The 24,699-nt window shown below is 63.9% G+C and carries 18 protein-coding genes and 1 other RNA gene; 11 read left to right on the top strand and 8 right to left on the bottom strand.

Annotated elements, in window-relative coordinates:
- Nucleotides 1-14: 14 nt before the first annotated feature.
- Both ppsA and G513_RS0103720 read right to left on the bottom strand, forming a co-directional pair.
- The gene (ppsA, locus tag G513_RS0103715) at nucleotides 15-2,387 is read right to left on the bottom strand and encodes a phosphoenolpyruvate synthase (RefSeq protein WP_022975480.1); all 2,373 of its coding nucleotides are present in this window, start codon (nucleotides 2,385-2,387) and stop codon (nucleotides 15-17) included.
- Between the two features lie 46 nt (nucleotides 2,388-2,433).
- On the bottom strand, nucleotides 2,434-2,754 hold the full coding sequence (locus G513_RS0103720) for a DMT family transporter (protein ID WP_022975481.1): 321 nt from the start codon (nucleotides 2,752-2,754) through the stop codon (nucleotides 2,434-2,436).
- Between the two features lie 39 nt (nucleotides 2,755-2,793).
- On the opposite strand from G513_RS0103720, the gene ppsR reads away from it, so the two are divergent.
- The 4 genes from ppsR (at nucleotide 2,794) to G513_RS0103740 (ending at nucleotide 9,409) form a co-directional block, all read left to right on the top strand.
- Complete coding sequence (gene ppsR, locus G513_RS0103725) at nucleotides 2,794-3,615, top strand: posphoenolpyruvate synthetase regulatory kinase/phosphorylase PpsR (RefSeq protein ID WP_022975482.1); 822 nt, start codon at nucleotides 2,794-2,796, stop codon at nucleotides 3,613-3,615.
- A gap of 82 nt (nucleotides 3,616-3,697) precedes the next feature.
- The gene (locus G513_RS0103730) at nucleotides 3,698-5,389 is read left to right on the top strand and encodes an alkaline phosphatase D family protein (protein ID WP_022975483.1); all 1,692 of its coding nucleotides are present in this window, start codon (nucleotides 3,698-3,700) and stop codon (nucleotides 5,387-5,389) included.
- Nucleotides 5,390-5,600: 211 nt separating this feature from the next.
- Nucleotides 5,601-8,408, top strand: a complete 2,808-nt coding sequence (locus G513_RS0103735) for a TonB-dependent receptor (protein ID WP_028475101.1) — start codon at nucleotides 5,601-5,603, stop codon at nucleotides 8,406-8,408.
- A gap of 23 nt (nucleotides 8,409-8,431) precedes the next feature.
- Nucleotides 8,432-9,409 carry a purple acid phosphatase family protein gene (locus tag G513_RS0103740; protein ID WP_022975486.1) on the top strand — a complete coding sequence of 326 codons (978 nt, stop codon included), beginning with the start codon at nucleotides 8,432-8,434 and terminating at the stop codon, nucleotides 9,407-9,409.
- A 17-nt stretch (nucleotides 9,410-9,426) separates the two neighbouring features.
- Here G513_RS0103740 and G513_RS0103745 read toward each other — a convergent pair whose 3' ends face one another.
- Nucleotides 9,427-9,897 carry an RDD family protein gene (locus tag G513_RS0103745; RefSeq protein ID WP_022975487.1) on the bottom strand — a complete coding sequence of 157 codons (471 nt, stop codon included), beginning with the start codon at nucleotides 9,895-9,897 and terminating at the stop codon, nucleotides 9,427-9,429.
- A 125-nt stretch (nucleotides 9,898-10,022) separates the two neighbouring features.
- Between G513_RS0103745 and G513_RS0103750 the strand changes: the two genes are divergently transcribed.
- Nucleotides 10,023-11,261 carry an MFS transporter gene (locus G513_RS0103750; RefSeq protein WP_028475102.1) on the top strand — a complete coding sequence of 413 codons (1,239 nt, stop codon included), beginning with the start codon at nucleotides 10,023-10,025 and terminating at the stop codon, nucleotides 11,259-11,261.
- 73 nt (nucleotides 11,262-11,334) lie between these two features.
- On the opposite strand, the gene G513_RS0103755 is transcribed toward G513_RS0103750, so the two are convergent.
- The 3 genes from G513_RS0103755 to G513_RS0103765 all read right to left on the bottom strand — a co-directional run bounded on the left by G513_RS0103755 (nucleotide 11,335) and on the right by G513_RS0103765 (nucleotide 16,341).
- A complete protein-coding gene (locus G513_RS0103755; protein WP_022975489.1) occupies nucleotides 11,335-12,483 on the bottom strand; it encodes a DUF5938 domain-containing protein in 1,149 nt (382 codons plus the stop codon).
- A gap of 75 nt (nucleotides 12,484-12,558) precedes the next feature.
- Nucleotides 12,559-14,574 (bottom strand): acetoacetate--CoA ligase, encoded by a 2,016-nt coding sequence (locus tag G513_RS0103760; RefSeq protein WP_022975490.1) that lies wholly within the window; start codon nucleotides 14,572-14,574, stop codon nucleotides 12,559-12,561.
- A 123-nt stretch (nucleotides 14,575-14,697) separates the two neighbouring features.
- Entirely contained in the window at nucleotides 14,698-16,341 is a 1,644-nt protein-coding gene (locus tag G513_RS0103765) for an alpha-D-glucose phosphate-specific phosphoglucomutase (RefSeq protein ID WP_022975491.1), read from the bottom strand.
- Between the two features lie 79 nt (nucleotides 16,342-16,420).
- Here G513_RS0103765 and G513_RS21230 point away from each other — a divergent pair, with 79 nt between their 5' ends.
- From G513_RS21230 to G513_RS0103790, 5 genes are all read left to right on the top strand, one after another.
- Nucleotides 16,421-16,915, top strand: coding sequence for a DUF1249 domain-containing protein (locus G513_RS21230; RefSeq protein WP_022975492.1), 495 nt, complete (start codon nucleotides 16,421-16,423; stop codon nucleotides 16,913-16,915).
- Nucleotides 16,916-16,932: 17 nt separating this feature from the next.
- Entirely contained in the window at nucleotides 16,933-17,472 is a 540-nt protein-coding gene (locus G513_RS0103775) for a cytochrome b (protein WP_022975493.1), read from the top strand.
- Between the two features lie 140 nt (nucleotides 17,473-17,612).
- On the top strand, nucleotides 17,613-18,092 hold the full coding sequence (locus tag G513_RS0103780; RefSeq protein ID WP_022975494.1) for a rhodanese-like domain-containing protein: 480 nt from the start codon (nucleotides 17,613-17,615) through the stop codon (nucleotides 18,090-18,092).
- 152 nt (nucleotides 18,093-18,244) lie between these two features.
- Complete coding sequence (locus G513_RS0103785) at nucleotides 18,245-19,171, top strand: family 2A encapsulin nanocompartment shell protein (protein WP_022975495.1); 927 nt, start codon at nucleotides 18,245-18,247, stop codon at nucleotides 19,169-19,171.
- Nucleotides 19,172-19,186: 15 nt separating this feature from the next.
- On the top strand, nucleotides 19,187-21,145 hold the full coding sequence (locus tag G513_RS0103790) for a family 2A encapsulin nanocompartment cargo protein cysteine desulfurase (protein WP_022975496.1): 1,959 nt from the start codon (nucleotides 19,187-19,189) through the stop codon (nucleotides 21,143-21,145).
- A gap of 52 nt (nucleotides 21,146-21,197) precedes the next feature.
- Here the strand turns inward: G513_RS0103790 and G513_RS0103795 are convergent, their stop codons facing one another.
- A complete protein-coding gene (locus G513_RS0103795; protein ID WP_156891384.1) occupies nucleotides 21,198-22,925 on the bottom strand; it encodes a sulfatase-like hydrolase/transferase in 1,728 nt (575 codons plus the stop codon).
- Nucleotides 22,926-23,020: 95 nt separating this feature from the next.
- A complete protein-coding gene (locus G513_RS0103800) occupies nucleotides 23,021-24,376 on the bottom strand; it encodes a phosphohexomutase domain-containing protein (protein WP_028475105.1) in 1,356 nt (451 codons plus the stop codon).
- Between the two features lie 169 nt (nucleotides 24,377-24,545).
- On the opposite strand from G513_RS0103800, the gene ffs reads away from it, so the two are divergent.
- Nucleotides 24,546-24,642: signal recognition particle sRNA small type (ffs, locus tag G513_RS25315), an RNA gene on the top strand.
- Nucleotides 24,643-24,699 lie beyond the last annotated feature (57 nt).

Consider the following 24,699-nt stretch of genomic DNA (forward strand, 5'->3'; position numbering starts at 1 on the left):
TGGACAGTCCGCGCCTAAGCTTTCTGACCTGCCAGGAACAGCCAAGTCTCGACCACCGTATCGGGGTTCAGGCTCATCGATTCGATGCCCTGCTCAAGCAGCCACATGGCGAGATCCGGATGATCACTCGGGCCTTGACCGCAGATGCCGACGTACTTGTTGGCGCGCTTGCAGGCGCTGATCGCCATGCTCAGCATCTTCTTGACTGCCGGATCGCGTTCATCGAAGCCAGCCGCCACCAGACCGGAATCGCGATCCAGACCCAGGGTGAGCTGGGTCATGTCGTTGGAGCCGATCGAGAAGCCGTCGAAGTATTCGAGGAATTCGTCGGCCATCACGGCGTTCGACGGCAGCTCGCACATCATGATCAGTTTCAGGCCGTTGTCGCCACGGGCCATGCCGTTGGCGGCAAGGATGTCGGACACGCCCTTGGCTTCGGCCAGCGTGCGCACGAACGGCACCATGACCTGGACATTGGTCAGGCCCATCTCGTCGCGCACGTACTTCAGCGCCTTGCATTCGAGATCGAAGCAGGGGCGGAAGTCCTTCGAGATGTAGCGCGAAGCGCCGCGGAAGCCGAGCATCGGATTCTCTTCGTGCGGCTCGTAACGGCTGCCGGCAACGAGGTTGGCGTACTCGTTCGACTTGAAGTCGGACAGGCGCACGATCACCGGCTCCGGTGCGAACGCCGCGGCGATCATCGCGATGCCTTCGGCCATGCGCATCCAGAAATAATCGACCGCCGACGGGTACGCGGAAATCATCTGATCGATGATCCGGCGCACGTCGGCCGGCTGCTTGTCGAGCTCCAGCAGCGCCTGCGGATGGATGCCGATCTGGCGATTGACGATGAATTCCAGACGGGCAAGGCCGACGCCCTTGTGCGGCAGCGACGCGAAGTCGAACGCCTGCTCCGGCGTGCCGACATTCATCATGATCTTGACCGGAATCTCCGGCATCTTGTCGAGCTCGATCTCGTCGATCGCGTAGTCGACATGGCCGGCGTAGACGAAACCGGTATCACCTTCGGCGCAGCTGACCGTCACTTCGGTGCCGTCCTTCAGCACCGAGGTGGCGTTGCCGGTGCCGACGACGGCCGGAATGCCGAGTTCGCGGGCGATGATCGCCGCGTGACAGGTGCGGCCGCCGCGGTTGGTGACGATGGCGCTGGCGCGCTTCATCACCGGCTCCCAATCGGGATCGGTCATGTCGGTGACCAGCACATCGCCGGGCTGCACGCGCTCCATCTGGTCGATCGAGTTCAGGAAGCGGACCCGGCCGGCACCGATCTTCTGGCCGATCGCGCGGCCCTCGATCAGCACCTTGCCTTTCGACTTCAGCTTGTAGCGGCGCAGACGACTGCCGCCAGCGCGCGACTGCACGGTTTCCGGGCGCGCCTGCAGGATGTACAGCTTGCCGTCGGTACCATCGAGGCCCCATTCGATGTCCATCGGCCGCTGGTAGTGCTTCTCGATGATCATCGCCTGGGCGGCGAGATCGGTGATCTGCGCGTCGGTCAGCGAGAACTTGCGGCGATCGGCATCAGCGACGCTGGTGAACTCGACCGCCTTGCCGCCCGCCGGGTCGGCATAGACCATCTTCTTGGCCTTTTCGCCAAGGCCGCGCTTCAGGATCGCCGGGCGCTTGGCAGCCAGCGAAGGCTTGTAGACATAGAACTCGTCCGGGTTCACCGCGCCCTGGACCACGGCTTCGCCGAGGCCATAGCTGGAGGTGATGAACACGGCATCGCGGAAGCCGGATTCGGTGTCCATCGTGAACATCACGCCGGACGAGCCGACATCCGAGCGGACCATGCGCTGCACGCCGGCGGACAAGGCGACCTTCGAATGATCGAAGTTCTTGTGCACACGGTAGGCGATGGCGCGGTCGTTGAACAGCGAGGCGAACACTTCCTTCATCTTCGCCAGCACGTCATCAATACCGCGTACGTTCAGGAAGGTTTCCTGCTGGCCGGCGAACGAGGCGTCGGGCAGATCTTCGGCGGTGGCCGACGACCGCACGGCGACCGAAATCTCGACGCCGGCTTCGGCCAGCAGCCGGTCATAGGCGGTGCGGATCTCGGCTTCCAGCGCCGCCGGGAACGGTGCCTTCATTACCGCCTCACGGATCGCCTTGCCGACCTTGGCGAGCTTGACCACGTCGTCGACGTCCAGCGTATCGAGCTGGGCATTGATGCGATCGGCCAGGCCTTCATAGGCAAGGAATTCCCGATAGGCCTCGGCCGTCGTCGCGAAGCCATCCGGCACCGACACACCAAGTTTGGTGAGGTGCTGGATCATCTCGCCCAGCGAGGAATTCTTGCCGCCGACTAGCTCGACATCGTGCATGCCCAGCTGCTTGAACCAGAGTACCGTCGGGGTCGCCATTTACCGGAATTCCTGCTGAATGAGGGAAGGATGACTGCTGTTGGGCTCAGGATACCAACTTGAGCCCAATGATCGAGGCGATCAGCAGGCATAGAAAGAATATCTGCAGGCCGGTCAGGGTGTCGTGAAAGAACCAGACGCCCACCACGGCCGTACCGGCCGCGCCGATGCCGGTCCACACTGCATAAGCCGTGCCGAGCGAGATGGTGCGCATCGCCAGATTCAGCAGGAAAAAGCTGGCCAGCGCGAAAGCGGTGAAAACGAGGATATATTTCGGCCGCTCGAGCGAGAAACCGTTCGACATTTTCAGGGCGGTCGTGAAACCGATTTCCAGCAGGCCGGCAAAAACGAGATAAAACCAGGACATGGCAAGGAATGGGGATTCGGGTAGAGGGGGCGTTTACGCGTGACCGATAGTGCGCAACGCATCGTGTTCTTCGTGTCGGACGGCACCGGCATTACTGCCGAAACGCTCGGCGGGACGCTGCTGACGCAGTTCGAAGGCGTCGAGTTCAAGAAAATCACGCTGCCGTTCATCAATTCGACCGAGAAGGCTCGCGTGACCGTGGACTATATCAATCACGTGTCGACCACGGAAACCCGTCGGCCGATCGTGTTCAGTACCACGGTCAATGACGAGGTGCGCGCGATCATCCGCACCGCCAGCGCGCTGTTCCTCGATCTGTTCGATACCTATATCGCGCCGGTCGAGGCGGAACTGGGCATCAAGTCCAGTCACGCCCAGGGCCGCGCTCACGGCATGAGCGATCATGGCCGCTACAACGCGCGCATCGAGGCGATGAATTTCTCGATGGAGCACGACGACGGCCAGAGCGTCCGTGATCTGGCTCGCGCCGACGTGATCCTGATCGCGCCCTCGCGCTGCGGCAAGACGCCGACCACCCTGTACCTGGCGCTGCAGCACGCCGTGTTCGCGACCAACTTCCCGCTGACCGAGGACGATCTCGAAAGCCAGAAACTGCCGAAGGCGCTGCGTGGCTTTCAGGCCAAGCTGTTCGGCCTGAGCTCCGACCCCGAACGCCTGCAGCAGGTGCGCAGCGAGCGCCGGCCCGGTTCGAAGTACGCCTCGCTGGCCCAGTGCGCCTACGAACTGCGGCAAGCCGAGCAACTCTATCGCCGCAACAACATCCCGCATCTGAACTCGGCAAACATGTCGATCGAGGAGATCGCGGCGATGGTGATGCAGGAAAAGGGGCTGCGCCGCTAGACAGACCAGGCTGCGTCATCCCGTTGTCACTGCCGGGCCGAACAATCAGGGGCTACAGCCACCAGATTGAGAGCAGGCAGCCATGGGTCAGCAACGTCGTCGCAAGCCGAAGCGCGCAGGACTGGATCGTCGCAACTTCCTGAAATCTGCCGCCGCCGGGCTGGCGGCCAGCACGCTGCCGCTGCTGTCGGAGCGCGGCAACGTCGCCGTCGCGGCAACCACCCTGTCGTTCGTGCATGGCGTCGCCAGCGGCGATCCGCTGAAGGACCGGGTGATCCTGTGGACGCGGGTGACCACGCCAAATGCAGGCCCGGTCACGGTAAGCTACCTCGTCGCCACCGATCCGGGCTTGAGCGTCATCGTGCAGACCGGTGCCGTGATCACCGATGCCAGCCGCGACTACACGGTGAAGATCGACGCCGCCGGCCTGGAAGCCGGGCGCACTTACTACTACCGCTTCAACGTCGGCGCGGTGCTGTCGCCGATCGGCCGGACCCGGACCTTGCCAGTTGGCAATGTCGACCGCCTGCGGATCGCCGTCGCGTCCTGCTCCAGCCTGGCGCACGGCTACTTCAACGCCTACGCGCGGATTGCCGAGCGCGCCGATCTCGATTTCGTCATCCATCTCGGCGACTACATCTACGAGTACGGCAATGGCGATTACGGCAACGCGCGCAGCTACGAACCGGCGCACGAGATCCTGAGCCTGGCCGATTACCGTAGCCGCCACGGCCAGTACAAGCGCGAGCCGGAGTTGCAGGCCCTGCATCGCCAGCATCCGATCATCGCGATCTGGGACGACCACGAGTTTGCCAACAATGCCTGGGCCGGCGGCGCCGAGAACCATCAGCCCGATACCGAGGGCGACTGGGCCACGCGCGTCGCCAGCGCGTTGCAGGCCTACTACGAGTGGATGCCGACCCGGGTGCCGGACGCCAACGATCTGCGCCACAACAATCGCTCATTCTCGATCGGCAATCTGGCCGATCTGCACATGCTCGAAGAGCGGGTCAGCGCTCGCGCCGAGCAGCTGACGCCACAGGTTGGACTATTGCCGGAAGCGGGCCTCGGCGTGTTCCTGCAGACCGGCCCGTTCACCGATCCCAATCGCCAACTTCTCGGCCTGGCGCAGGAAGACTGGCTGATCACCAGCCTGCGCCGCGCGCCGCAGAACAAGTGGAAGCTGATCGGCCAGGGCGTGATGTTCGCGCAGCTGAAGGTGCTGGGCCTGCCGAACGCCAGCAAGCTCAGTCAGTACCTGAACGTGGATCAGTGGGACGGCTACAGCCCGCGTCGCGACCGCATCTTCGAAACCCTGGCGGGTGATCGCAATAACGATCCGGTCGACAACGTCGTGGTGCTGACAGGCGACATCCATTGCTCCTGGGCGGCTGATCTGACGCCGGATCCGAACAAGCTGCTCGGCGGCCGTTTCGGCGGCTACAACGCGCTGACTGGCCTCGGCTCGCTGGCCGTGGAGTTCGTCTGCACCTCGATCACCTCGCCAGGGCTCGACAGCCTGCAGGCGCTGGTGCCGGTGTTGCGCACCAACAACCCGCACTTCAAGTACATCAACCTGAACCAGCGCGGCTACATGCTGCTCGACATCACGCCGCAAAGAGTCAGCAACGAATGGTGGTACGTCGACACCATCGACAAGCGTTCGCGCGGCCAGAGCTTCGCGACAGCCCTGCAGACCAACCGCGGCGAGAACCATCTGCGGCGCGGCACGCAGAGCGCGCCGAAGGCCAATCCACCCGCGTTTGCTCCCTAGAGGCGTAGCGCCCGTCGCCGAGTTTGCGCGCGAGGGGCCGGATAACGTCGAATAAACGTCAATTTATCGGATGGCCTCAGTCAAAAATCGGCGTCATTCAGCCGTTTAACGAATCCGTCATCCCTGCTCCCTAGGGTGCGCTCGACAACGGGCATCGACCGGCAATCAGCCGGCGATGACCCGAGCGCAGCTTTCATTCAAGGGGATGTTCATGACGGGCAAGGGCTACGCGCCATCGGTGGCGCGACGGGGATTGGTTGCGGCATTTCTGCTCAGCGGCGCCGCGGAAGCCGAAGGCACCATCAGCGGCCGGGTCAGCGTGGCGGGCGGCGCTGGAACCTCGCTGCAAGGCACCATCATCCGCATCCAGGAGCTGGGCCGCGAAGCTGCGGCCGATCGCGATGGCCGCTATCAGTTCAGCGGCGTGCCGGCCGGCCGCTACAAGCTCAGCGCGCAGTATCTCGGCGCCAACGAAGTGGTCGAATCGATCAGCGTTGTCGACAACGCCGAAACCGCAAAAGACTTCGTGCTTGGCGATGCCTCGGTCAAGCTCAAGCAGGTGCTGGTGGTTGGCCAGCTGGCTGGCCAGGCCGGCGCGCTGAATCGCCAGCGCGCGGCGGACAACATCAAGACCGTCGTCGATTTCGACGCCATCAATCAGTACCCGGACCAGAACGTCGCCGAGTCCCTGCAGCGCCTGCCGGGTTTGTCGGTGGCGCGCGATCAGGGTGAAGGCCGCTTCGTGGTCATCCGCGGGCTCGATCCAGCGCTGAATGCGGCGACCGTCAACGGTGTCAGAGTCGGCGCGCCGCAGAACGACACGCGCGCGGTGAATCTCGATGTCATCGCCACCGATCTGCTAGAAGGGCTGGAAGTCACCAAGACTCTGACGCCGGACCTCGATGGCGACGGCATCGGCGGCAACATCGAGATCAAGACCGCCACCGCCTTTGATCGCGGCAACAGCTTCAGCCTTCGCAGCGAAGGCAGCTACAACGATCAGCGCGAGATCGTCAGCCCGCGCCTCGCGGCGACCGCGACGCGGCTGCTGTCGCTGGCCGGGAAGAACGATTTCGGCGTCTCTGGCGGCGTCAGTTACTTCCGCCGCCGTTTCGGTTCCGACAATGTCGAGACCGCCGGCTTCCCGTTCCTCGAAGCGCCGGACGGCAGCGAAGTGCCGGGCCTCGAAGAAGGCGAGCAACGCGATTACACGATCACCCGTGAACGCCTGTCGACGACCCTGAACTTCGACTGGCGGCCGAGCACCGACCATCAGTTCTACCTGCGCACCCTGTACTCGAGTTTCGAGGACGACGAAGTCCAGCAGACCACGCTGTACGCCTTCGATCAGGGCGAGGTCTCGGCGCTCGACGACAACGGCGGCGAGTTCCTCGGCGCCGAAGTGCAGAAGGAGGCGAGTGCGCGCATCGAAACGCAGCGCATCTTCACGGCCGCGCTCGGTGCCAAGCACCACTTCGGTCCCTGGCATCTCGACTACGTCGCTGCCCAGAGCGTGTCGAACGAAAAGAACCCGAACAGCATCACCAACCTGTTCGTCGGCGAAGGTCTCGATCTTGGCTATTCGCTGAACAGCCGTCGCAAGCCGCTGCTGTTCGGACTCGACGACAGCGTGCTGAATGCCGACAACTACGCGCTCGACGAAATCGAATTCGAGTCGACCAAGACCGAAGAGCGCGAAACCAGCTTCGCGTTGAACCTGAAGCGCGATCTGAGCTTCGGCAGCTATCCGGGCCATGTGCAGGTCGGCGGCAAGGCGCGCATCCGCAAGAAGACCAACGAGGGCGAGCTGAGCCTGTACGACGGCTTCGGTGACGACGACGTGCCGCTGTCCGCGTATGCGAACACCGGCATCCGTTATCCGCTCGGCAACTTCGGGCCTGGTGTTGATACCGGGCGCCTGCGCTCGTTCTTCAACGCCGGTCGTGATGGTTTCGAAGTCGACGGTGCCGAGTCGGCGATCGGTTCGCGCGGCGGCGATTACCGCATTGACGAAGACATCTATGCCGGCTATGCACTGGCGGCGGTCGATATCAACGCCTTGCGCGTGCTCGGTGGCGTTCGTGTCGAGCACACCGACTACCAGGCAATCGGCACCCAGGTGACGATCGACGAAGTCGACGGTGATGGCGACCCGAGCTTTGCGCCGTTCACCGGCGAGCGCCAGTACACTAACCTGCTGCCGAGCCTGCATTTCCGCTATCGCTTCTCGAAGCGCCTGCTCGGCCGTCTGGCCTACACGCAGGCGCTGGCACGGCCGGGCTACGAGGATGCGGCGCCGCGGCTGTCGGTCGAAATCACCGATAACGATGGCGAAATCGAAAGAGTGGCCGAAGCCGGCAATCCGGATCTGAAGCCGCTCCGCGCCCAGAACGTCGATCTGGCTTTCGAGTACTACCCGGGCGGTGTCGGCGTGGTGTCGGCCGGCGCGTTCTACAAGCGGATCAAGAATTTCATCGTCATCGCCGATGTCGCCGGCAGTCCCGGCTTCGAGGCTTTCGACGAAGTGTTCCAGGCGGTAAACGGCAACACCGCCGAGGTCTATGGCCTCGAACTCGGCTACACGCAGTCGCTGCGTTTCCTGCCGTCACCGTTCGATGGCCTGCTGGTGTCGGCCAACGCGACCTTCGTCGACAGCCAGGCGCGGCTGCCGTTCCGCGACGAGAAGGTATCGCTGCCACGGCAGTCGGATCAGGTCGGCAACCTCGCGCTCGGCTACGAGAAATACGGCTTCAGCGCCCGCATCTCGGCGACCTATCGCAGTGCCTATCTGGATTCCTTCGAGGAACTCGACGATCCACGCTTCGATCGCAGTGCCGCCAGCAATCTGCAGTTCGATTTCACCGGCAGCTATCAGCTCACCGACTACGCGCGCGTCTACGTCAATCTGATCAATCTCAATGACGAACCGTTTTATGCTTACCTCGGCTCGAAGCGTTACAACTCGCAGTACGAGGAGTACGGCTTCACCGGCGAGCTGGGCATCAAGCTGAACTTCTGAAACATCCACCTTCCGCATTGACCATGAACCGTTTTCGCTCTGCCGCGCTTGCGCTGGCCATCGTCCTGTCCGCGTCCGTCTTTGCCGGGCCGATCACGCCACCCACGTCACCGGTGACGCCGGTCAAGGACGCGCTGCATTTCCTGGTCATCGGCGACTGGGGCCGCCATGGCGAAGACGGCCAGAGCGATACCGCCGGCCGGCTGGCGGCAGCGGCGCGCAAGGTTGATCCGGCGTTCGTGATTTCGGTCGGCGACAACTTCTATCCGAACGGCGTTGCCAGCGTCGACGATCCGGCCTGGAAGGCATCGTTCGAAGACATCTACACCGACCACGCGCTGCACACCGACTGGTACGTGGTACTCGGCAATCACGACTATCGCGGCAATCCGCAGGCGCAGATCGATTACAGCAAGCGCAGCCGGCGCTGGCACATGCCGTCGCGCTACTTCACCAAGACCTTCGAGGCCGGCGAGGGCTCAGGCGTCAATGCTCAATTCTTCTTCATCGATACCTCGCCGTTCATCGAGGACTACCAGAGACAGCCGGACAAGTACGCGGTCGACGATCAGGACGTGGCGCGGCAACTGCGCTGGCTCGAAAGCGAGCTGAAGAAATCGACGGCGCGCTGGAAGATCGTCGTCGGTCACCACCCGGTGTACACGGTCGGCAAGCGCAAGAAGGAAGCCGGCGGCGGCATCCAGAAGGAATTGGAAGCCACGCTGGTGCCATTGCTCGAGAAGTATCACGTGCAGGCCTACATGGCCGGGCACGAGCACGATCTGCAGGTGATCCGTCGCCCTGGCGGTACTGTGACCCATATCGTGTCCGGCGCCGGTTCGGAAGTGCGCCCGCTCGGTGCGCCGGACAAGGACGATGGTCGCCTGTTTGCCGCGGCCACCGCCGGCTTCATGGCCTTTGCGCTGACCGCCGATGCGCTGAAGGTGGAAGTGGTCGACGACCGCAATCGCGTGCCTTACTCGGTCACGCTGAAGCCCTGAACTCGCTCCGGGTTCCGTCAGCGGGGCTGATCGAAGCGCACCGGCTGCGGTCCGCGCCGACGGCGAATCACCACGGTGCCGGCCAGCTTGTCGTGCCAGCCCTGCTTGCGCGCATCGAAAGCGACCCAGATCAGGCCGAGGCCGAGCGGGATCGTCGACACGAAGTAGCCGACATAGCGCATCAGCGCCTGCTGCGGCGTGATCGCGCCACCGGTGCCGGCGTCGACGATGGTCGCGGCGATCGCCATCTTGCCCGGCGTGGCTCGGCGCAGCAGCCAGAACAGCACGACCGATACCGCTGGCAGCAGCCAGGAAATGACGAAGTCGGCCGGGCCGCGGATGAATGCGGCTTCGGGGTCGAAGTAGTAGTCCCAGCCGTAGACGCTGATCACCAGCGGCATGATGACGAGCAACAGCAGCACGCTGTCGATGACGCTGGCCCAGACCCGGATCCAGAATCCTGCGTACTCGAAATCGGCTTCGTTCATCGTGAGATTTCCTGCGGCGTTCGTGGGCTGACCTTAGCGAAGAATTCATTGCAGTGCGGCGATCACGCAGGCTGTTGCAAAGCGGGCGGCCTGCGTAGGCTGTGAGTATGTCGCCCGAGACTCCGATGCTTTCCGAGACACCTGCCGCCGCGCGTACAGCGCCCTTGCTGCTGTTGACCAGCCTGTACCTCGCCCAGGGCCTGCCGTACGGCTTCTTCACCCAGGCGCTGCCGGTGCTGATGCGCGAAAACGGCGCTTCGCTGAAGGCGATCAGTGCCACCGCCCTGCTGTTCATCCCCTGGGCGCTGAAGTTTCTGTGGGCGCCCTTGGTCGATCACGTCGGCACGCGGCGCAGCTGGATCCTGCCGATCCAGTTCATCGCCGCGATCGGGGCGGCGCTGCTGGCCTTGATCGATCCCGCCCGCGGCTTCCTCGCGGTGTTCGCGGCAGTGTTCGCGTTCAACGTGCTCGCCGCCGTGCAGGACGTGGCGACCGATGGCATGGCGGTGCGTCTGCTCGATGCGCAGGCGAGGGGACTCGGCAACGGCATCCAGGTTGGCGCCTACCGCATCGGCATGGTGCTCGGCGGTGGCCTGCTGCTGTGGGTCTACGCGAAGTTCGGCTGGGTGGCCATGTGTCTCGGCATGTCGGCCTTGCTGGCGCTGACCTGTATGCCGGTGCTGCTCTATCGAGAGGCCTCGGATGGCGCGGCACGCAAGGCCAGGCCGTCGCTGCCGGCGCTTGCGGCGGGTTGGCTGCCGCGCTTGCGGGTGCCCGGCATGCTGGCGCTGCTGGCCCTGGTCTGTGCCTACAAGTTCGGCGATGCGATGACCTCGTCGCTGGTCGGGCCGATGCTCAAGGATGCGCACTGGTCGACCGAGGAGATTGCCATCGTCAAGGGCACGCTCGGTTCGATCATGAGTCTGATCGGAGCTGCGGCCGGCGGCTGGCTGGCGTTCCGTGTCGGCCGGCGGCGGGCTTTGCTTGGCTGCGGCATCGCCCAGGCGCTGAGTCTGCTGCTATACGTGTTCGCCGCCGGTGCGCCGGATGATCGCGCGCTGGTCTGGACCGCCTGCATCACCGAGCATCTGTTCGGCGGCATGGCGACGGTGGCCCTGTTCACCTTGATGATGGACGCCTCGGACCCCGAGCACGCGGGCACCGATTACACATTGCTGGCCTGCGCAGTGCTGGTCGCGCAGGGGCTGGCGGCGTTCACGGCAGCGGCGATCGGCGATGCCTACGGCTATGTGCCGACGTTCGCGGCGGCTCTCGTGTTCTCTGCGCTCGGCTGCCTGCTGCTGGTCGTGGCGCTCGATCGTCGGCTGGGCCCGGCGCGGCTGGATGAGGTCTGGCGGCGCTGAACATCAGCCAACAAAAAGCCGCCTCGCTGCGTTCGGCAGCGGAGCGGCTCGATGACACGATCAGCTCAACGCATCAGGCGGCGACAGTCACTCCGTTGCGGGTCAGCTGCGGTGCGCTGACCAGACCGAAGGCCTGCAACTGGCCAAGCAGTTCACGATGGCCGAAAGCCTGGCAGCCCGATGCGAAGCCGACGCGCTTCGGCGGCGCCTGCAGCAGGTAATAGGCGAGATAGGCCTGGAGCAGGCCGGTCTGCTTGTAGTTGCAGGTGCCGTGGATCACGCAATGGGCGCGGCCGAGCGGACCGCTGGCGTGGACCGAGTCGACCGAAGTGTTCTCGCGCGGATTCTCGCGCGGAGGCATGCCGGCCTGCAGGCTCGCCGCCATGTCCGACAGCGCCTTTTCCTGCTCCGCCTTCGGCATCTTCTTGATCTGGTCTTCAACGACGCCGGTGATCTGCACCACACCTTCCATCACCGGGCGGGCAAACACGCCGCCCTGCGCCTTGCAGTTGGCAACGCGCGGATCGTTCTTGAACCAGACCGGATGCGCGGTGCCGCCCCAGGGCAGCGCCATCGCCGTCTCATGCTGGCCGGGCACGATCACTTCGGCCTTCGCCGTTGGCGACCACTGCACGTACTTGTTCTGTTCCAGGTAGTAGAAGTTGGCAGTGAGGATGCTGAAGATCGTCTGCGTCGAGGCGTAGGTCGGGAAGCCCTTCCACAGCACCAGGATGTCGAGCGTGTCGAGGCCCGGCTGTTCCAGGCAGATGTTCGCGGCGATTTCGCCAGTGGTGTACATCTGGGCAACACCGGGCGACAGCAGCAGATTCTTGGCGGCGAACTTGGCGCCCCAGGTTTCCTCGGCGTGCATCATCCAGTTCTGCTCGCCGTTTGTATCGGTGTAATGGCAGCCGGCAGCCAGCGAGGCTTCGACCGCTTCAGGGCCGAACTTCATGAACGGGCCGACCATGTTGCAGACCACCTTGGCGCCGCTGAACAGCTTGGTCAGCGCTTCGACGGTGTGCTCGACTTCGGCGATCTCGTAGTCGGCGGTCTCGATGCCCGGCACCTTGTCGAGCACTTCCTTGATGCGCTTGGCGTCACGGCCGGCGGCGATGAACGGCACGCGATATTCGCGCAGGTATTCGGCAACCAGGCGGCCGGTGTAGCCGGTGACGCCGTAGATCACGACGGGCTTCTTGGCGGGGGCGGAACTGCTCATGCGGGATTCTCCTCGGGGTTGTTGGGACACTGCGGCCGCACGGCCGCAAGCCTCAGGGGTTGCTTGCCTGGCGCTTCAGCTGCGCCACTGGTAGTCAGATGTGGTGTTGGCGAAATCGACGAACCAGTCGATCGCCGCCGGATTCATCATCGCGTCGCGGCTGGCGGCTTTCTCCAGCGGCCAGCCCATCAGCAGCTTGCGCACCGGCACTTCCATCTTCTTGCCGGTGAGCGTGTAGGGCAGGGTGTCGAGCGCGTAGACCTTGTCCGGCACATGGCGCGGCGAACAGTCCTCGCGCAGCTTTCTGGCGATGCGCTGCACCAGACTGTCGTCGAGCGCAAAGTCGGGCTTCAGCTTGATGAACAGCGGCATGAAGAACTGGCCGCCGGGTAGCTCGCAACAGACGATCAGGCTGTCGGCGATCTCCGGCAGCTGCTCGACGGCGCGATAGATCTCAGCGGTGCCGATGCGCACGCCGTAGCGGTTCAAGGTCGAGTCCGAGCGGCCGTAGATGTAGCAGCCGCCGCGCGCGTTGACCTTGATGAAATCGCCGTGGCGCCAGACGCCGGGGAAGACTTCGAAGTAGGACTCGCGGTAGCGCTTGCCGCCTTCATCGTTCCAGAACTTGATCGGCATCGACGGGAACGGACTGGTCACCACCAGTTCGCCGACTTCATCGGGGCCGGCTAGCGTGCCGTCATCGCGCCAGGCATGCACGTCCATGCCGAGCATGCGTGCCTGGATTTCGCCGGCGTGGACCGGCAGCAGCGGCACGGCGCCAACGAAGCCGGAGCAGATCTCGGTGCCGCCGGACTGCGAGGTCACCCACAAGTCCCGCTTCACGCAGCGGTAGAACCAGGCGAAGGTTTCCGGCGTCGACGGCGCGCCGGCGACGATCACCGATTCCAGCCGCGACAGATCGTAGAGCTTGCCTGGCTCGAGTCCGGCCTTTTCCATGATCTGCACGTAGGTCGGGCTGGCGCCGAACGACGTGGTGCCGGTATCGGCGGCGAGCTTCCACAGGAAGTCGATCGAAGGATGGGCCGGGTTACCGTCATAGAGCACTGCGGCAGCGCCGGTCAGCAGCGCGGCGACCAGCAGGTTCCACATCATCCAGCCGGTGGTCGAATAGAAGAACATCACCGAGGTCGGCTTCAGGCCGAGATGGAAATGCATCACCTTCAGATGTTCGAGCAGCACGCCGACATGGCTGTGGACGATCGCCTTCGGCAGCCCGGTGGTGCCCGACGAGAACACCACCCACAGCGGATGATCGTAGGAGACCTGTTCGTAGCGGAATGTCTCGCGCGGCACATCGGGATGATCGAGCAGCGAACGCCAGGCCAGCATGCCGGGCAGCTCGGGCAGCGCAGCGGCCGCGTCCAGATACGGCAGCCAGACGATGTGTTCGAGCGTCGGCAGCGCGGCGGCGATGCTGCGCACTTCGCTTTCGCGCTTGAAATCGCGTCCGCCGAAGCGGTAGCCGTCAGCAGCGAATAACAGCTTCGGTTCGATCTGCGCGAAGCGTTCGGTGACCGTGCGGGTGCCGAATTCCGGCGCCGCCGACGACCAGACGGCGCCGATCGCGACCGTCGCCATCATCGCCACTGCCGTTTCCGGCACGTTCGGCATGTAGGACACCACGCGATCACCAGGCACCACGCCGAGCGCACGCAAGCGGGTCGCGACGATGCGGACCTGGCGGCCGAGTTCCTGCCAGCTCAGGGTCGCCAGCGGGCGATTTTCCGAGCAGTGATGGAAGGCGGTCTGGCCGGGCGCGGCCTTGGTCTCATGACGCAGCAGATGTTCGGCGTAGTTCAGCCGGCTGCCTTCGAACCAGCGCACGCCGAGCATCTCGCGGCTGTTGACCACCTGCCGATAGGGCGTTTCGGCGCGGACTTCGAAGAAATCCCAGACCGCTGCCCAGAACGCTTCGATCTCGGTGACCGACCACTGCCGCAACGCTTCGTAGTCGGCAAACTTCAGCTTGCGGGTGTCATCGAGCCAGCGCATGAACGCAGCGATGTTCGACGCATCGGCGAACTCGCCGCGAGGGCTCCACAGCAGTTGGCCTTCCTGCGTCGTCGACATCACCACACTCCTGCACGCACACCGGGGTTGTTTTTCGTCGCCTGCTTTCGAGTCTCTGAGCCCGAATAGCGAACGCGGAAAGTGTAGCCGCTATGCCTGCCGCAACTGCCTGAGGGCAAGCCCTCAGGTGATGACACTCGGGCCCTTGCGGCCAGTCAGTTCATTGAGGCGAACGATGCGATCGGCGATCTGCGCCAGCGGTGCCAACGCATCGCTGGTTGGCCAGGCGAGCTTGTCGGCCGCGGTCTCGTAGCGTTCCAGATAAAGGCGCAAGGTCGCGCCTTCGGTGCCGGTGCCGGACAGGCGCAGGATGATCCGCGCCGCGTCGCCGAAGACGATGCGCAGGCCTTGGCCGGTGGCAATGCTGCCGTCGACCGGATCGGTGTACGAGAACTCGTCGGCCTGGCTGATCGTCCAGTCGCCATGGGTGCTGCCGATCAGCGATGGCAGGGCTTTGCGCAAGCTGTCGACGACGGTGTTCGCGGCGGCGACCGGCAGTTCGTCATAGTCATGGCGCACGTAGTAGTGGCGGCCATGACCCGCCCAGTGCGCATCGGCGAGCTGCTGCACGCTGTTGCCGGTGGTGGCCAGCACGTTCAGCCAGGCGAGCACCGCCCAGAGGCCGTCCTTCTCGCGCGTGTGGCTGGAAGAAGTGCCGAAGCTTTCCTCGCCGCACAGGGTCAGGCGGCCAGCATCGAGCAGATTGCAGAAGAACTTCCAGCCGGTCGGCGTTTCGAAGCACTCGACCTTCAGCGCCTTAGCGACGACGTCGACCGCGCGGCAGGTCGGCATCGAGCGGGCCAGGCCCCGGATTCCACCTTTGGGGCCGTTCTTGTAGCCCGGCAGCTTGTCGAGATGCGCTGCGAGCATCGCCAGCGAATCGCCGGGCGAGATGAACAGACCGCGGCCGAGGATCATGTTGCGATCGCCATCACCGTCGCTCGCGGCGATCAGGTCCGGTGCGTCCGCACTCATCGCCAGATCGAGCAGATGCTTGGCGTAGATCAGGTTCGGGTCCGGATGGCCGCCGCCAAAGTCTTCCAGCGGTGTCGCATTGATGACGCTGCCGGCTGGCGCACCGAGCTGCTCGATCAGGATGCGTTGCGCGTACGGCCCGGTGACCGCATGCATGGCATCGAAGCAGATGCGACCGCCGCGCTTGAACCAGGCGCGGATCAGATCGAAGTCGAACAGGCTCTGCTGCAGATGGGCGTAGTCGTCAACGCTGTCGACGATCTCGATCAGCGTGTCGCCGAGCTGCTGTTTGCCGCAGCGATCGAGATCGACGGAGCCGCCATCGAACAGTCGATAGCGGCTGATCGTTCGGCTTGCCTCGTAGATCTTGCCGGTCAACGCTTCCGGTGCCTGACCGCCGCCAGCGATGTTGAACTTGATGCCAAAGTCGCCATCCGGTCCGGCCGGGTTATGGCTGGCGGTGAACAGCAGGCCACCGGCCGCGTCGAGGACGCGGATCAGGTTGGAAGCAGCCGGTGTCGACAGGATGCCGCCCTGGCCGACCACGACTTTGCTGATGCCATTGCCGGCCGCCATTGCGATCGCGGTCTGGATCGCCACACGGTTGTGATAGCGGCCGTCACCGCCGATCACCAGGGTGCTGCCCTTCAGGCTGGTCTCGACATCGAAGATCGCCTGCAGGAAATTTTCGAGGTAATGCGGCTGCAGAAAAACAGCCACTTTCTTGCGCAGGCCAGCGGTACCTGGCTTCTGGTCGGTATAGGGCTGGGTCAACTGTTCGCAGACAGGCATCAGGATTTGTTCTCGATCAGAAAAAACATTGATAGCGCAAGCCTGTGCCGGCCTGCGTTCCTATCTTATAGTCGGGCTCATGCAAGCCGACATCACCACCTCCGACCGCTGCCCCTGCTGCGGCCAGCCGCGCCGCATCGCGCATCTGGTCGATCTGTACGAGCGCAGCTATCGCTTGCTCGAACGCCTGGTGCCGGAACTGAACCTGCCGTTCGATCGCGCGGTTTCGAAGTCGGCCACCGATCTGCCGCTGGTGCTGACCGTCGTCGAGCGCGCACCGTACACCGCCGAACTGCGGCTGACCTACGAGTTCAAGGACGAGAACGGCGAGCGTCGTCTCGAGCCGGATCTATGGATCAAGGTCTATCGCGATGCGCGGGTCGCCGAAGCGCTGGACTGCGGTCAGCGGCCGACCTGGCTGGCGCAGATGTTCGGTGACATCCAGGCCCACGATTACCTGCACGATCAGTGGGGCCGCAACCACATGCTCGCCAAGTGGCTCGAATACCTGCTCGATCACGGCCATGGCTTCGCGATTGCAGCGCGGCCACGGAATTCCAAGCCGGCGGCCTGAGCCTTCGCTTTCCGCGCATGTCCCGAATCGATCGCTACAGCGGTATCAGCATCGCCCTGCACTGGCTGATGGTGCTGCTGATCGTCGCCGCCTACAGCCTTATCCTGAGCCGCAGCGAATTCCCGAAGGGCAGCGAGGCGAGGGCGCTGGTCAAGATGCTGCATTTCTCGATCGGCCTGAGCATCTTCGCCCTGGTCTGGGTGCGCATCGCGGCGCGTCTGGCGAACGGCCCTGCCCCGGCGATCACCCCGACGCCACCGGCCTTGCAGCAGAAAGCGGCCAAGCTGGCGCACTTCGCGCTGTACGGACTGATGATCGGCATGCCGATCGGTGGCGCGCTGATCCTGAGCTTTGAAGGTCAGGCGCTGCCGTGGTTCGGGCTATTCGAAGTCCAATTGCCGATTCCCGAGAACAAGGACTACGCCGATCTGTTCGAAGACCTGCACGAAACCGGCGGCACGATCGGCTATTTCCTGATTGGTCTGCATGCGCTGGCGGGTCTTTACCACCATTACTTCCTGCGCGATGACACGCTGAAGCGGATGCTGCCAAAGTAATTCGCGCGATCGTTTTAAATTCTATTTAAGTCTTTTAAAAGCTTTTCTGATTACTTTATTCGTATAACGATCGCGCCTAGATTGCTCGGCATCCGCAGCGGTCCTGAGAGGGCCGGGCACCGCACCCTCAAGGAGCTTTCATGCCGTACGACACCATCGCGCCGATCAGTGCCGCCGCTGCCGGTCCCTTCGTTGCCGACGGGGCTGCAGCCGGTCATTCCTCGCCGTTGCCGAATGGCGGCAGCCTGTCGCCGGCAGAAGCCTGGGACCTGATTCAAGGTGGCGGCGCCACCCTGGTCGATGTGCGGACCACCGAAGAACTGAAGTTTGTCGGCCAGGTGCCGAACAGTCTGCATGTGCCCTGGGCCACTGGTACGGCAATGACTCGCAACCCGCGCTTCGTGCGCGAGCTGGAAGCGAAGGTCGGCAAGGATCGCCCGGTGCTGCTGCTGTGCCGCAGCGGCAAGCGGTCGGCGCTCGCCGTCGAAGCGGCGATCAAGGCCGGCTTCACCCAGATCGCCAATGTCGCCGAAGGCTTCGAGGGCGATATCGATGCCCTTGGTCATCGTGGCTTGTCGAACGGCTGGCGCTTTCACGGTCTGCCATGGGTGCAGGACTGAACTGCCAGACGCCGCACCTCAGAACTGATCTGCATGAGCAGCGCCAGCGGGCAGCCTAAAAAGTTGCTCGTCGGGGCTTGAAGCCCATAGCCGCTGTCATGCCAACCGATCAGACTTAAGTTTATTCACAACCGATCTGAAGAGAACCTCTCATGTCTGATTCCGCACCACTGCCGACCTTGGGTGATGTCGCTGCCCACAAACTGGCAAATACCACCAAGACGGTTGCGCAGTATTCGAACATCACGCCGCGCTGGCTGACTCATCTGCTGCAATGGCAGCCTGTCGAAGCCGGTGTGTTCCGCGTCAACAAGGTCAAGAATCCGGCCGACATCCGCACCGCTTGCTCGGTGACCGAAAGCGGCCAGCTGCCGAATTCCTTCGTCGATTACGACGAGAATCCGCGCGAATACTGGCTCAAGCAGGTTGCCACCAAGCTGAATATCGCCACTCGGGTATCGGATCTGCATTCCAGCCCGTACGACCAGATCAAGGAACAGCTGCGCCTGATCATCGAAACGATCAAGGAACGCCAGGAAAGCGAGCTGATCAACAACCCGGACTACGGCCTGCTGGCCAACGTCGCCGAATCGCAGCGTGTCTATCCGCTGACCGGCGCGCCGACGCCGGACGACATGGACGAGCTGCTGACCAAGGTCTGGAAGGAGCCGGCATTCTTCCTCGCCCATCCGCTGGCGATCGCTGCGTTCGGCCGCGAATGCACGCGCCGTGGCGTGCCGCCGCCGACGGTCAGCCTGTTCGGCTCGCAGTTCATCACCTGGCGCGGCGTGCCGCTGATCCCGAGCGACAAGCTGCCGATCGCCGATGGCAAGTCGAAGATCATCCTGATGCGCGTTGGCGAGAAGCGTCAGGGCGTTGTCGGCCTGTTCCAGCCGGGCTTGCCGGGTGAGCAGAGCCCGGGCCTGTCGGTCCGCCTGATGGGCATCGACGACCATGCGATCGCCTCTTATCTGATCTCGCTGTACTGCTCGCTGGCGGTGCTTACCGACGACGCGCTGGCGGTGCTGGAAGACGTGGAAATCAACAAGTTCCACGACTATCCCGATACCTACAAGTAAGGTCGCGAGGCTCCCATGAGTGTCTCGGGCAGCGGTCTCGACGCGTCCGCGCTGCAGGCGATGGCCAATGCGATGTTCAGCGCGCCGCCCGGCGCTGAACCGGCATTCGGTCAGGCGCCAGCCGCGCCGAGCGGCCCCATCAATCTCGGTTCGCCGCTGCCGCCGGGCGGCATTCCGGTGGCCGGGCAGAACAATCCCTTGCCGGTGGCGACCAGCCTGCCGATGACGCCGCCCGTGAGGGCCACGCAGCCCGGTGCTGCCGAACTGGCCGCGCCGCCGTCGTTCATCACACCGAGAGTGGTGCCGACGCAGGCGCAGACGCCGGACCTTCATGGCCTGCAGAGCACGGTGCTGCCAGCCCTGCCGAAAGGCGGCAATGGCTTCGCCGGCGTGCCGGAAGGTTTTGCAGCGCTGTTGCCGGGTGCTGCACCAACGCCGAATTTGTCCGACGCAGCGGTGCCGTCATCGGCGCAGCCGCCGAGCAGCCCGTATTACTTTCTCGGCGATGCTTCATCGGCGAGTGGTGTGCCTGAATCGCCGCAGCTGAATCTGGCCAGCCTGTCTGATCCGTTCGGGCTGTCGGCGCCGACGCGGATCGGTGGCGAACCGCCACGTTCATCGGGCTCGACGTCGGGTGCGCCCTCCAGCCCCCAGTCCAACGTGTCGGCACCCAGTTTCTACTTTGCGGATCTTGGTGCCAGTCCGGGTGCGGCCAAGCCGTTGCCGAAAGTGTCGCCGGGTCGCGGCGCCTTCGATGTGCAGGCCGTACGTCGCGATTTCCCGATCCTGTCGACGCGAGTCAGCGGTGGCAAGCCGCTGGTCTGGCTCGACAATGCAGCGACGACGCAGAAGCCGCAGTCGGTCATCGACCGCATCTCGTACTTCTACGCCAACGAAAACTCCAACATCCATCGCGCCGCGCATGAACTGGCCGCGCGGGCGACCGATGCCTACGAGGCCGCGCGCAAGAAGGTGACGAACTTCATCGGCGCTTCGAGCCCCGAGGAAATCATCTTCGTACGCGGCACCACCGAAGGCATCAATTTGGTTGCCCAAAGCTGGGGCAAGCAGAACATTGGTGAAGGCGACGAGATCGTCGTCTCGCATCTCGAGCATCACGCCAACATCGTGCCCTGGCAGATGCTGGCGGCCGAGAAGGGCGCGGTGCTGCGGGTGATCCCGGTCGACAACACCGGGCAGGTGCGGCTCGACGAGTACCAGAAGCTGCTGAGCAGTCGTACCAAGATTGTCGCGGTTACCCAGGTCTCGAATGCGCTCGGCACCGTAGTGCCGGTCAAGGAGATCATCGACCTCGGCCATCGCTACGGCGCCAAGGTGCTGATCGACGGCGCGCAGTCGGTGTCGCACATGCGGGTTGATGTGCAGGCGCTGGATGCCGATTTCTTCGTGTTCTCCGGCCACAAGCTGTTCGGGCCGACTGGCATCGGCGTTGTCTACGGCAAGCGCGACCTGCTCGAGCACATGCCGCCGCATCAGGGTGGCGGCAACATGATCGAGGACGTGACCTTCGACAAGACCGTCTACCAGGGTCCGCCAGCGCGTTTCGAAGCCGGCACCGGCAACATCGCCGATGCCGTGGGCCTGGGTGCTGCAATCGATTACGTCGAGCGCATCGGCATCGAGAACATCGCCCGCCAGGAACATGATCTGCTCGAGTACGGCACCGAAGCGCTCTGTCGCATTCCGGGGCTGTGCATGATCGGCACCGCCAAGCACAAGACCAGCGTGATGAGCTTCGTGCTTGAAGGTTTCACCACGGCGGAAGTGGGGCAGGCGCTCAGCGAGGAAGGTATTGCCGTGCGCACGGGTCATCACTGCGCGCAGCCGATCCTGCGTCGCTTCGGGCTGGAATTCACGGTGCGGCCGAGTCTGGCCTTCTACAACACCTTCGAAGAGATCGACTTGCTCGCCGCGACCGTGCGGCGGCTGTCCCAGACGCGGCGACGGGGCTGATCGGTACAAAAAAAGCCCGGGTTTCCCGGGCTTTTTTTATCGCTGCAGCTTGCTACTCGACAACCGGAAACAGCCCGACCTCGCGGCCGAAGATGCGCGTCTTGTAGCTGTCGACGAGGGTCTTGTCCGGGCAGTCATCGAGCATGCCCTTGCACAGCCGGCGCATCGCCGACAGCGACTCGAAGTAGTTGTCGCGTTCGACGCCGCTGGTATCGACCAGCAGCCCCGGCAGAAACGCGATATCCATGATCGGCACCGGCGTTTCCCGGGGCACCGGATAGTTGCTGCGCACCTGGAACTGGGTGACGTTCTTCGGCTCGGGCAGCTTGTAACGATACGGCGGCGAGTCTTCCTCGTAATAGGCCTGATGGTCGCCGAAGTAGGCGAACACGGCCGGCCGCGCATCCTTGGCGAACAGATAATCGTTGACCGTCTGCACTGCGCCATCGAGCGTCACCAGGCGGTTGACGTAGTCGGTCAGCTTGGCCGCCAGGCTTTTCGGAATCGCGACCTTGTCGAGCTTGTAGTTGATCGGTGTGTGCTTGTCGTAAGGCGCGTGCTCCTTCACCGACAGGAAATACAGGAACAGTGGCTGGGCACCGTTCGGGCCGGCGCGGTGCTCGCGGATCAGCTTGATCGCCGCTTCGGCCATGCGCGGCGTCTCGGCGATGTCCCATTCATCGCCGGGGTATTTGTCGTACTCGGGAAAGTCGCGCAGGGTCAGGATCTGATCAGCGCCCATCAGGTCGTAGGTGCGGCCGGCGCCGTAGAAGCGCTTGAAGGTCGGCATCAGCACGATGGTGTGATAGCCCTGCGCCTTCAGCACCCGGAACAGATTGGTCTGGGTGCGGGTGCCGATGGTGGTGAACACGCGAGCGCGATGAGCGCCGAAATCGTCCGGCACCAGACCGCTCAGTGCCGAGAACTCGGACAGCCAGGTCTTGCCGCCGAAAGTGTGAGTGCGCAGCAAGCCCATCGCCCGGGTTTCGGGGCTGCGCTCGAACATCGGTAGTGGCGGCAGTGCCGCACCCGGCAGCTGGAACTGGCGTGGGTTGAAGGTCGATTCGTGCAGCCACAGCACCACGTCCGGATTTGTCGGCAAGGCCGGCTTGGCCTGTTCGCCGAGGGCGACTTCGGCGGTCAGGAACGGCGTCGGATTGCCTTCGTGCAGCGGCACCTCGAACTCGTAGATCTGCAGCGAGAACAGCAGCCGGCTGACCACGCCGCATTTGTTCGAGGCGTTGCAGTTGGCATCGTCGAGCCAGACTTCCCAGGTGTGGTGATGACGCAGCGCCGTCAGTGCACCGACCAGCGAGAGCGCCAGCACAGCGGCGCCGATACGCAAGCTGCGTGGCAGGCGAGCGCTACGCGGCGTCGCCAGCGTAGCGTCGACGATCAGCAGCAGCAGCACGGTGCTGAAACCGGCCAGCGTCGTGTAGATGCGCGGGTACTGGCGAACGATGGTCCAGTTCGCCGGCTCGGTCACGAACGACCAGTCGGCGACGATCAGCCGGGTGTAGAAATAGACGAACTTCAGCTCGCCCATGCCGTAGACGAACAGCGCGAACGCCGCCGCGATCGACAGGCTCCAGACCCAGCGGCCGGTCAGGCTCAGCAACAGCGCCAGCGGTAGCAGGAACAGGCTGGCGTTGATCAGCAGGCACCAGGCGTCTGCAGAGTCCTGCACCGACACGAATAGTGCCGCGACGATCACCAGGCAGCGCAGCAACAGCAGCAGAACTCGTGCGACCGCAGTCGCACGAGCCTTCACAGTACTCACAGGGGGCTCAACGAAGACCGCCGTTGCTCGCGTCGCGAGGACGGCTAGGGGATGGGGCGCGGGCGGTCTTGGTCAAGGATGGAGAGCAGTGTCGGTCAGGTCGCGTCGATCAGGGCCAGAAGCTCGGCAGTCTTCGCTTCCATCAGCCCCGGGTTGGCGCGCGATTCTACATTCAGACGCAGCACGGGCTCGGTATTCGAGCCGCGCAGGTTGAAGCGCCACTCGGCGAACTCCACCGACAGGCCATCGACCTTCTCGACCTTGGCATCGCCGGTTGCGTACTTCGCCTCGACCTTGGCGATCGTGCCCTTCACGTCCGACACCTTGCGGTTGATCTCGCCGCTCGCAGGGAACTTCGCCTGGCGGTCTTCCACCAGCTGCGACAAGGTCATGCCCGAAGCCGAGATCAGGCCCGCCACCAGCAGCCACGGAATATTGCCGTTGTCGCAGTAGGCGAAATCGCGGAAGTAGTGATGGGCACTCATCTCGCCGCCGTAGATCGCGTTCTCAAGGCGCATGCGCTCCTTGATGAAGGCATGGCCGGTCTTCGACTGGACGGCTAAGCCGCCGGCGGTCTTGACCATGTCGACCGTGTTCCAGGTCAGGCGCGGGTCATGGATGATCTTGGCGCCGGCTTCGAGCTTGAGCATCGCTTCTGCCAGGAGACCCACGATGTAATAGCCCTCGATGAAGCCGCCCTTTTCGTCGAACAGGAAGCAGCGATCGAAATCGCCGTCCCAGGCCACGCCGAAGTCGGCCTTGTGCTCGATCACGGCGGCTGACGTCGCCGAACGCATCTCCGGCAGCAGCGGGTTGGGGATGCCGTTCGGGAACGTGCCATCCGGTTCGTGATGGATCTTGACGAACTCGAACGGCAGATGCGGTTCCAGTGCATCGATGACCAGGCCGGCCGAGCCGTTGCCGGCGTCGACGACGATCTTCAGCGGCTTCAGCAGCTTCGGATCGACATAGCCGAGCAGATGCTTGACGTAGTCCGGCCGGTAGTCGTGCAGCGTGCGCTTGGCTTCGCCGGTCGGTGCCGTCGCGGTCGACGCGGCGGTGGCTTCCTCGAGCGCGCGCAGGCCGGTGTCGCCGGAGATCGGGATCGCGCCGCCCTTGACCAGCTTCATGCCGTTGTAGTCCATCGGATTGTGGCTGGCGGTGACCATGATGCCGCCGTCGATGCCCGGCTGGAACGACGCGAAATAGACCTCTTCGGTGCCACCGAGGCCGATGTCGACCACTTCGACGCCGCCTTCGACCAGACCGTGCGCCAGCGCATTCAGCAGTTCGGCGCTGGACAGGCGCACGTCGCGGCCCAGCGCGACGCGCTTCGGGCTGAACGCTGCGGCGTAGGCAAGGCCGAGGCGGTAGGCAACGTCGACATTCAGTTCATCGGGAACGCGGCCACGGATGTCGTAAGCCTTGAAGCAGGGCAGGCGCAGGGTCATGAGTTCGGGTCTTTGGGTTGGGGTTTCGGTGTCGCGGCGGAGAGCATGCAACAGGTCGGGGTCCGGGCGATGTAAACAAAGCAGGCTCCATGCCCACTTGTGGCGAAATCACATGCAGAAATTATGCTTGAGCTTCGCGGCCACAGAGGGGACAATCCGCGCCGGTCCGCGCTGGTGCCCCCGCGACGGCAAGCCGTGAACCCCGCCAGGCCCGGAAGGGAGCAACGGTAGCGGTGCAGCCGGGCGCCGGGGTGTCGCTAGCGCGGGCCACTATTTTCAGGTTTCATCGATACGGCTCGCTTGGTGCGAGCCGTTTTCGTTTC

This window comes from Nevskia ramosa DSM 11499 (genome assembly GCF_000420645.1).
Classification (GTDB): domain Bacteria; phylum Pseudomonadota; class Gammaproteobacteria; order Nevskiales; family Nevskiaceae; genus Nevskia; species Nevskia ramosa.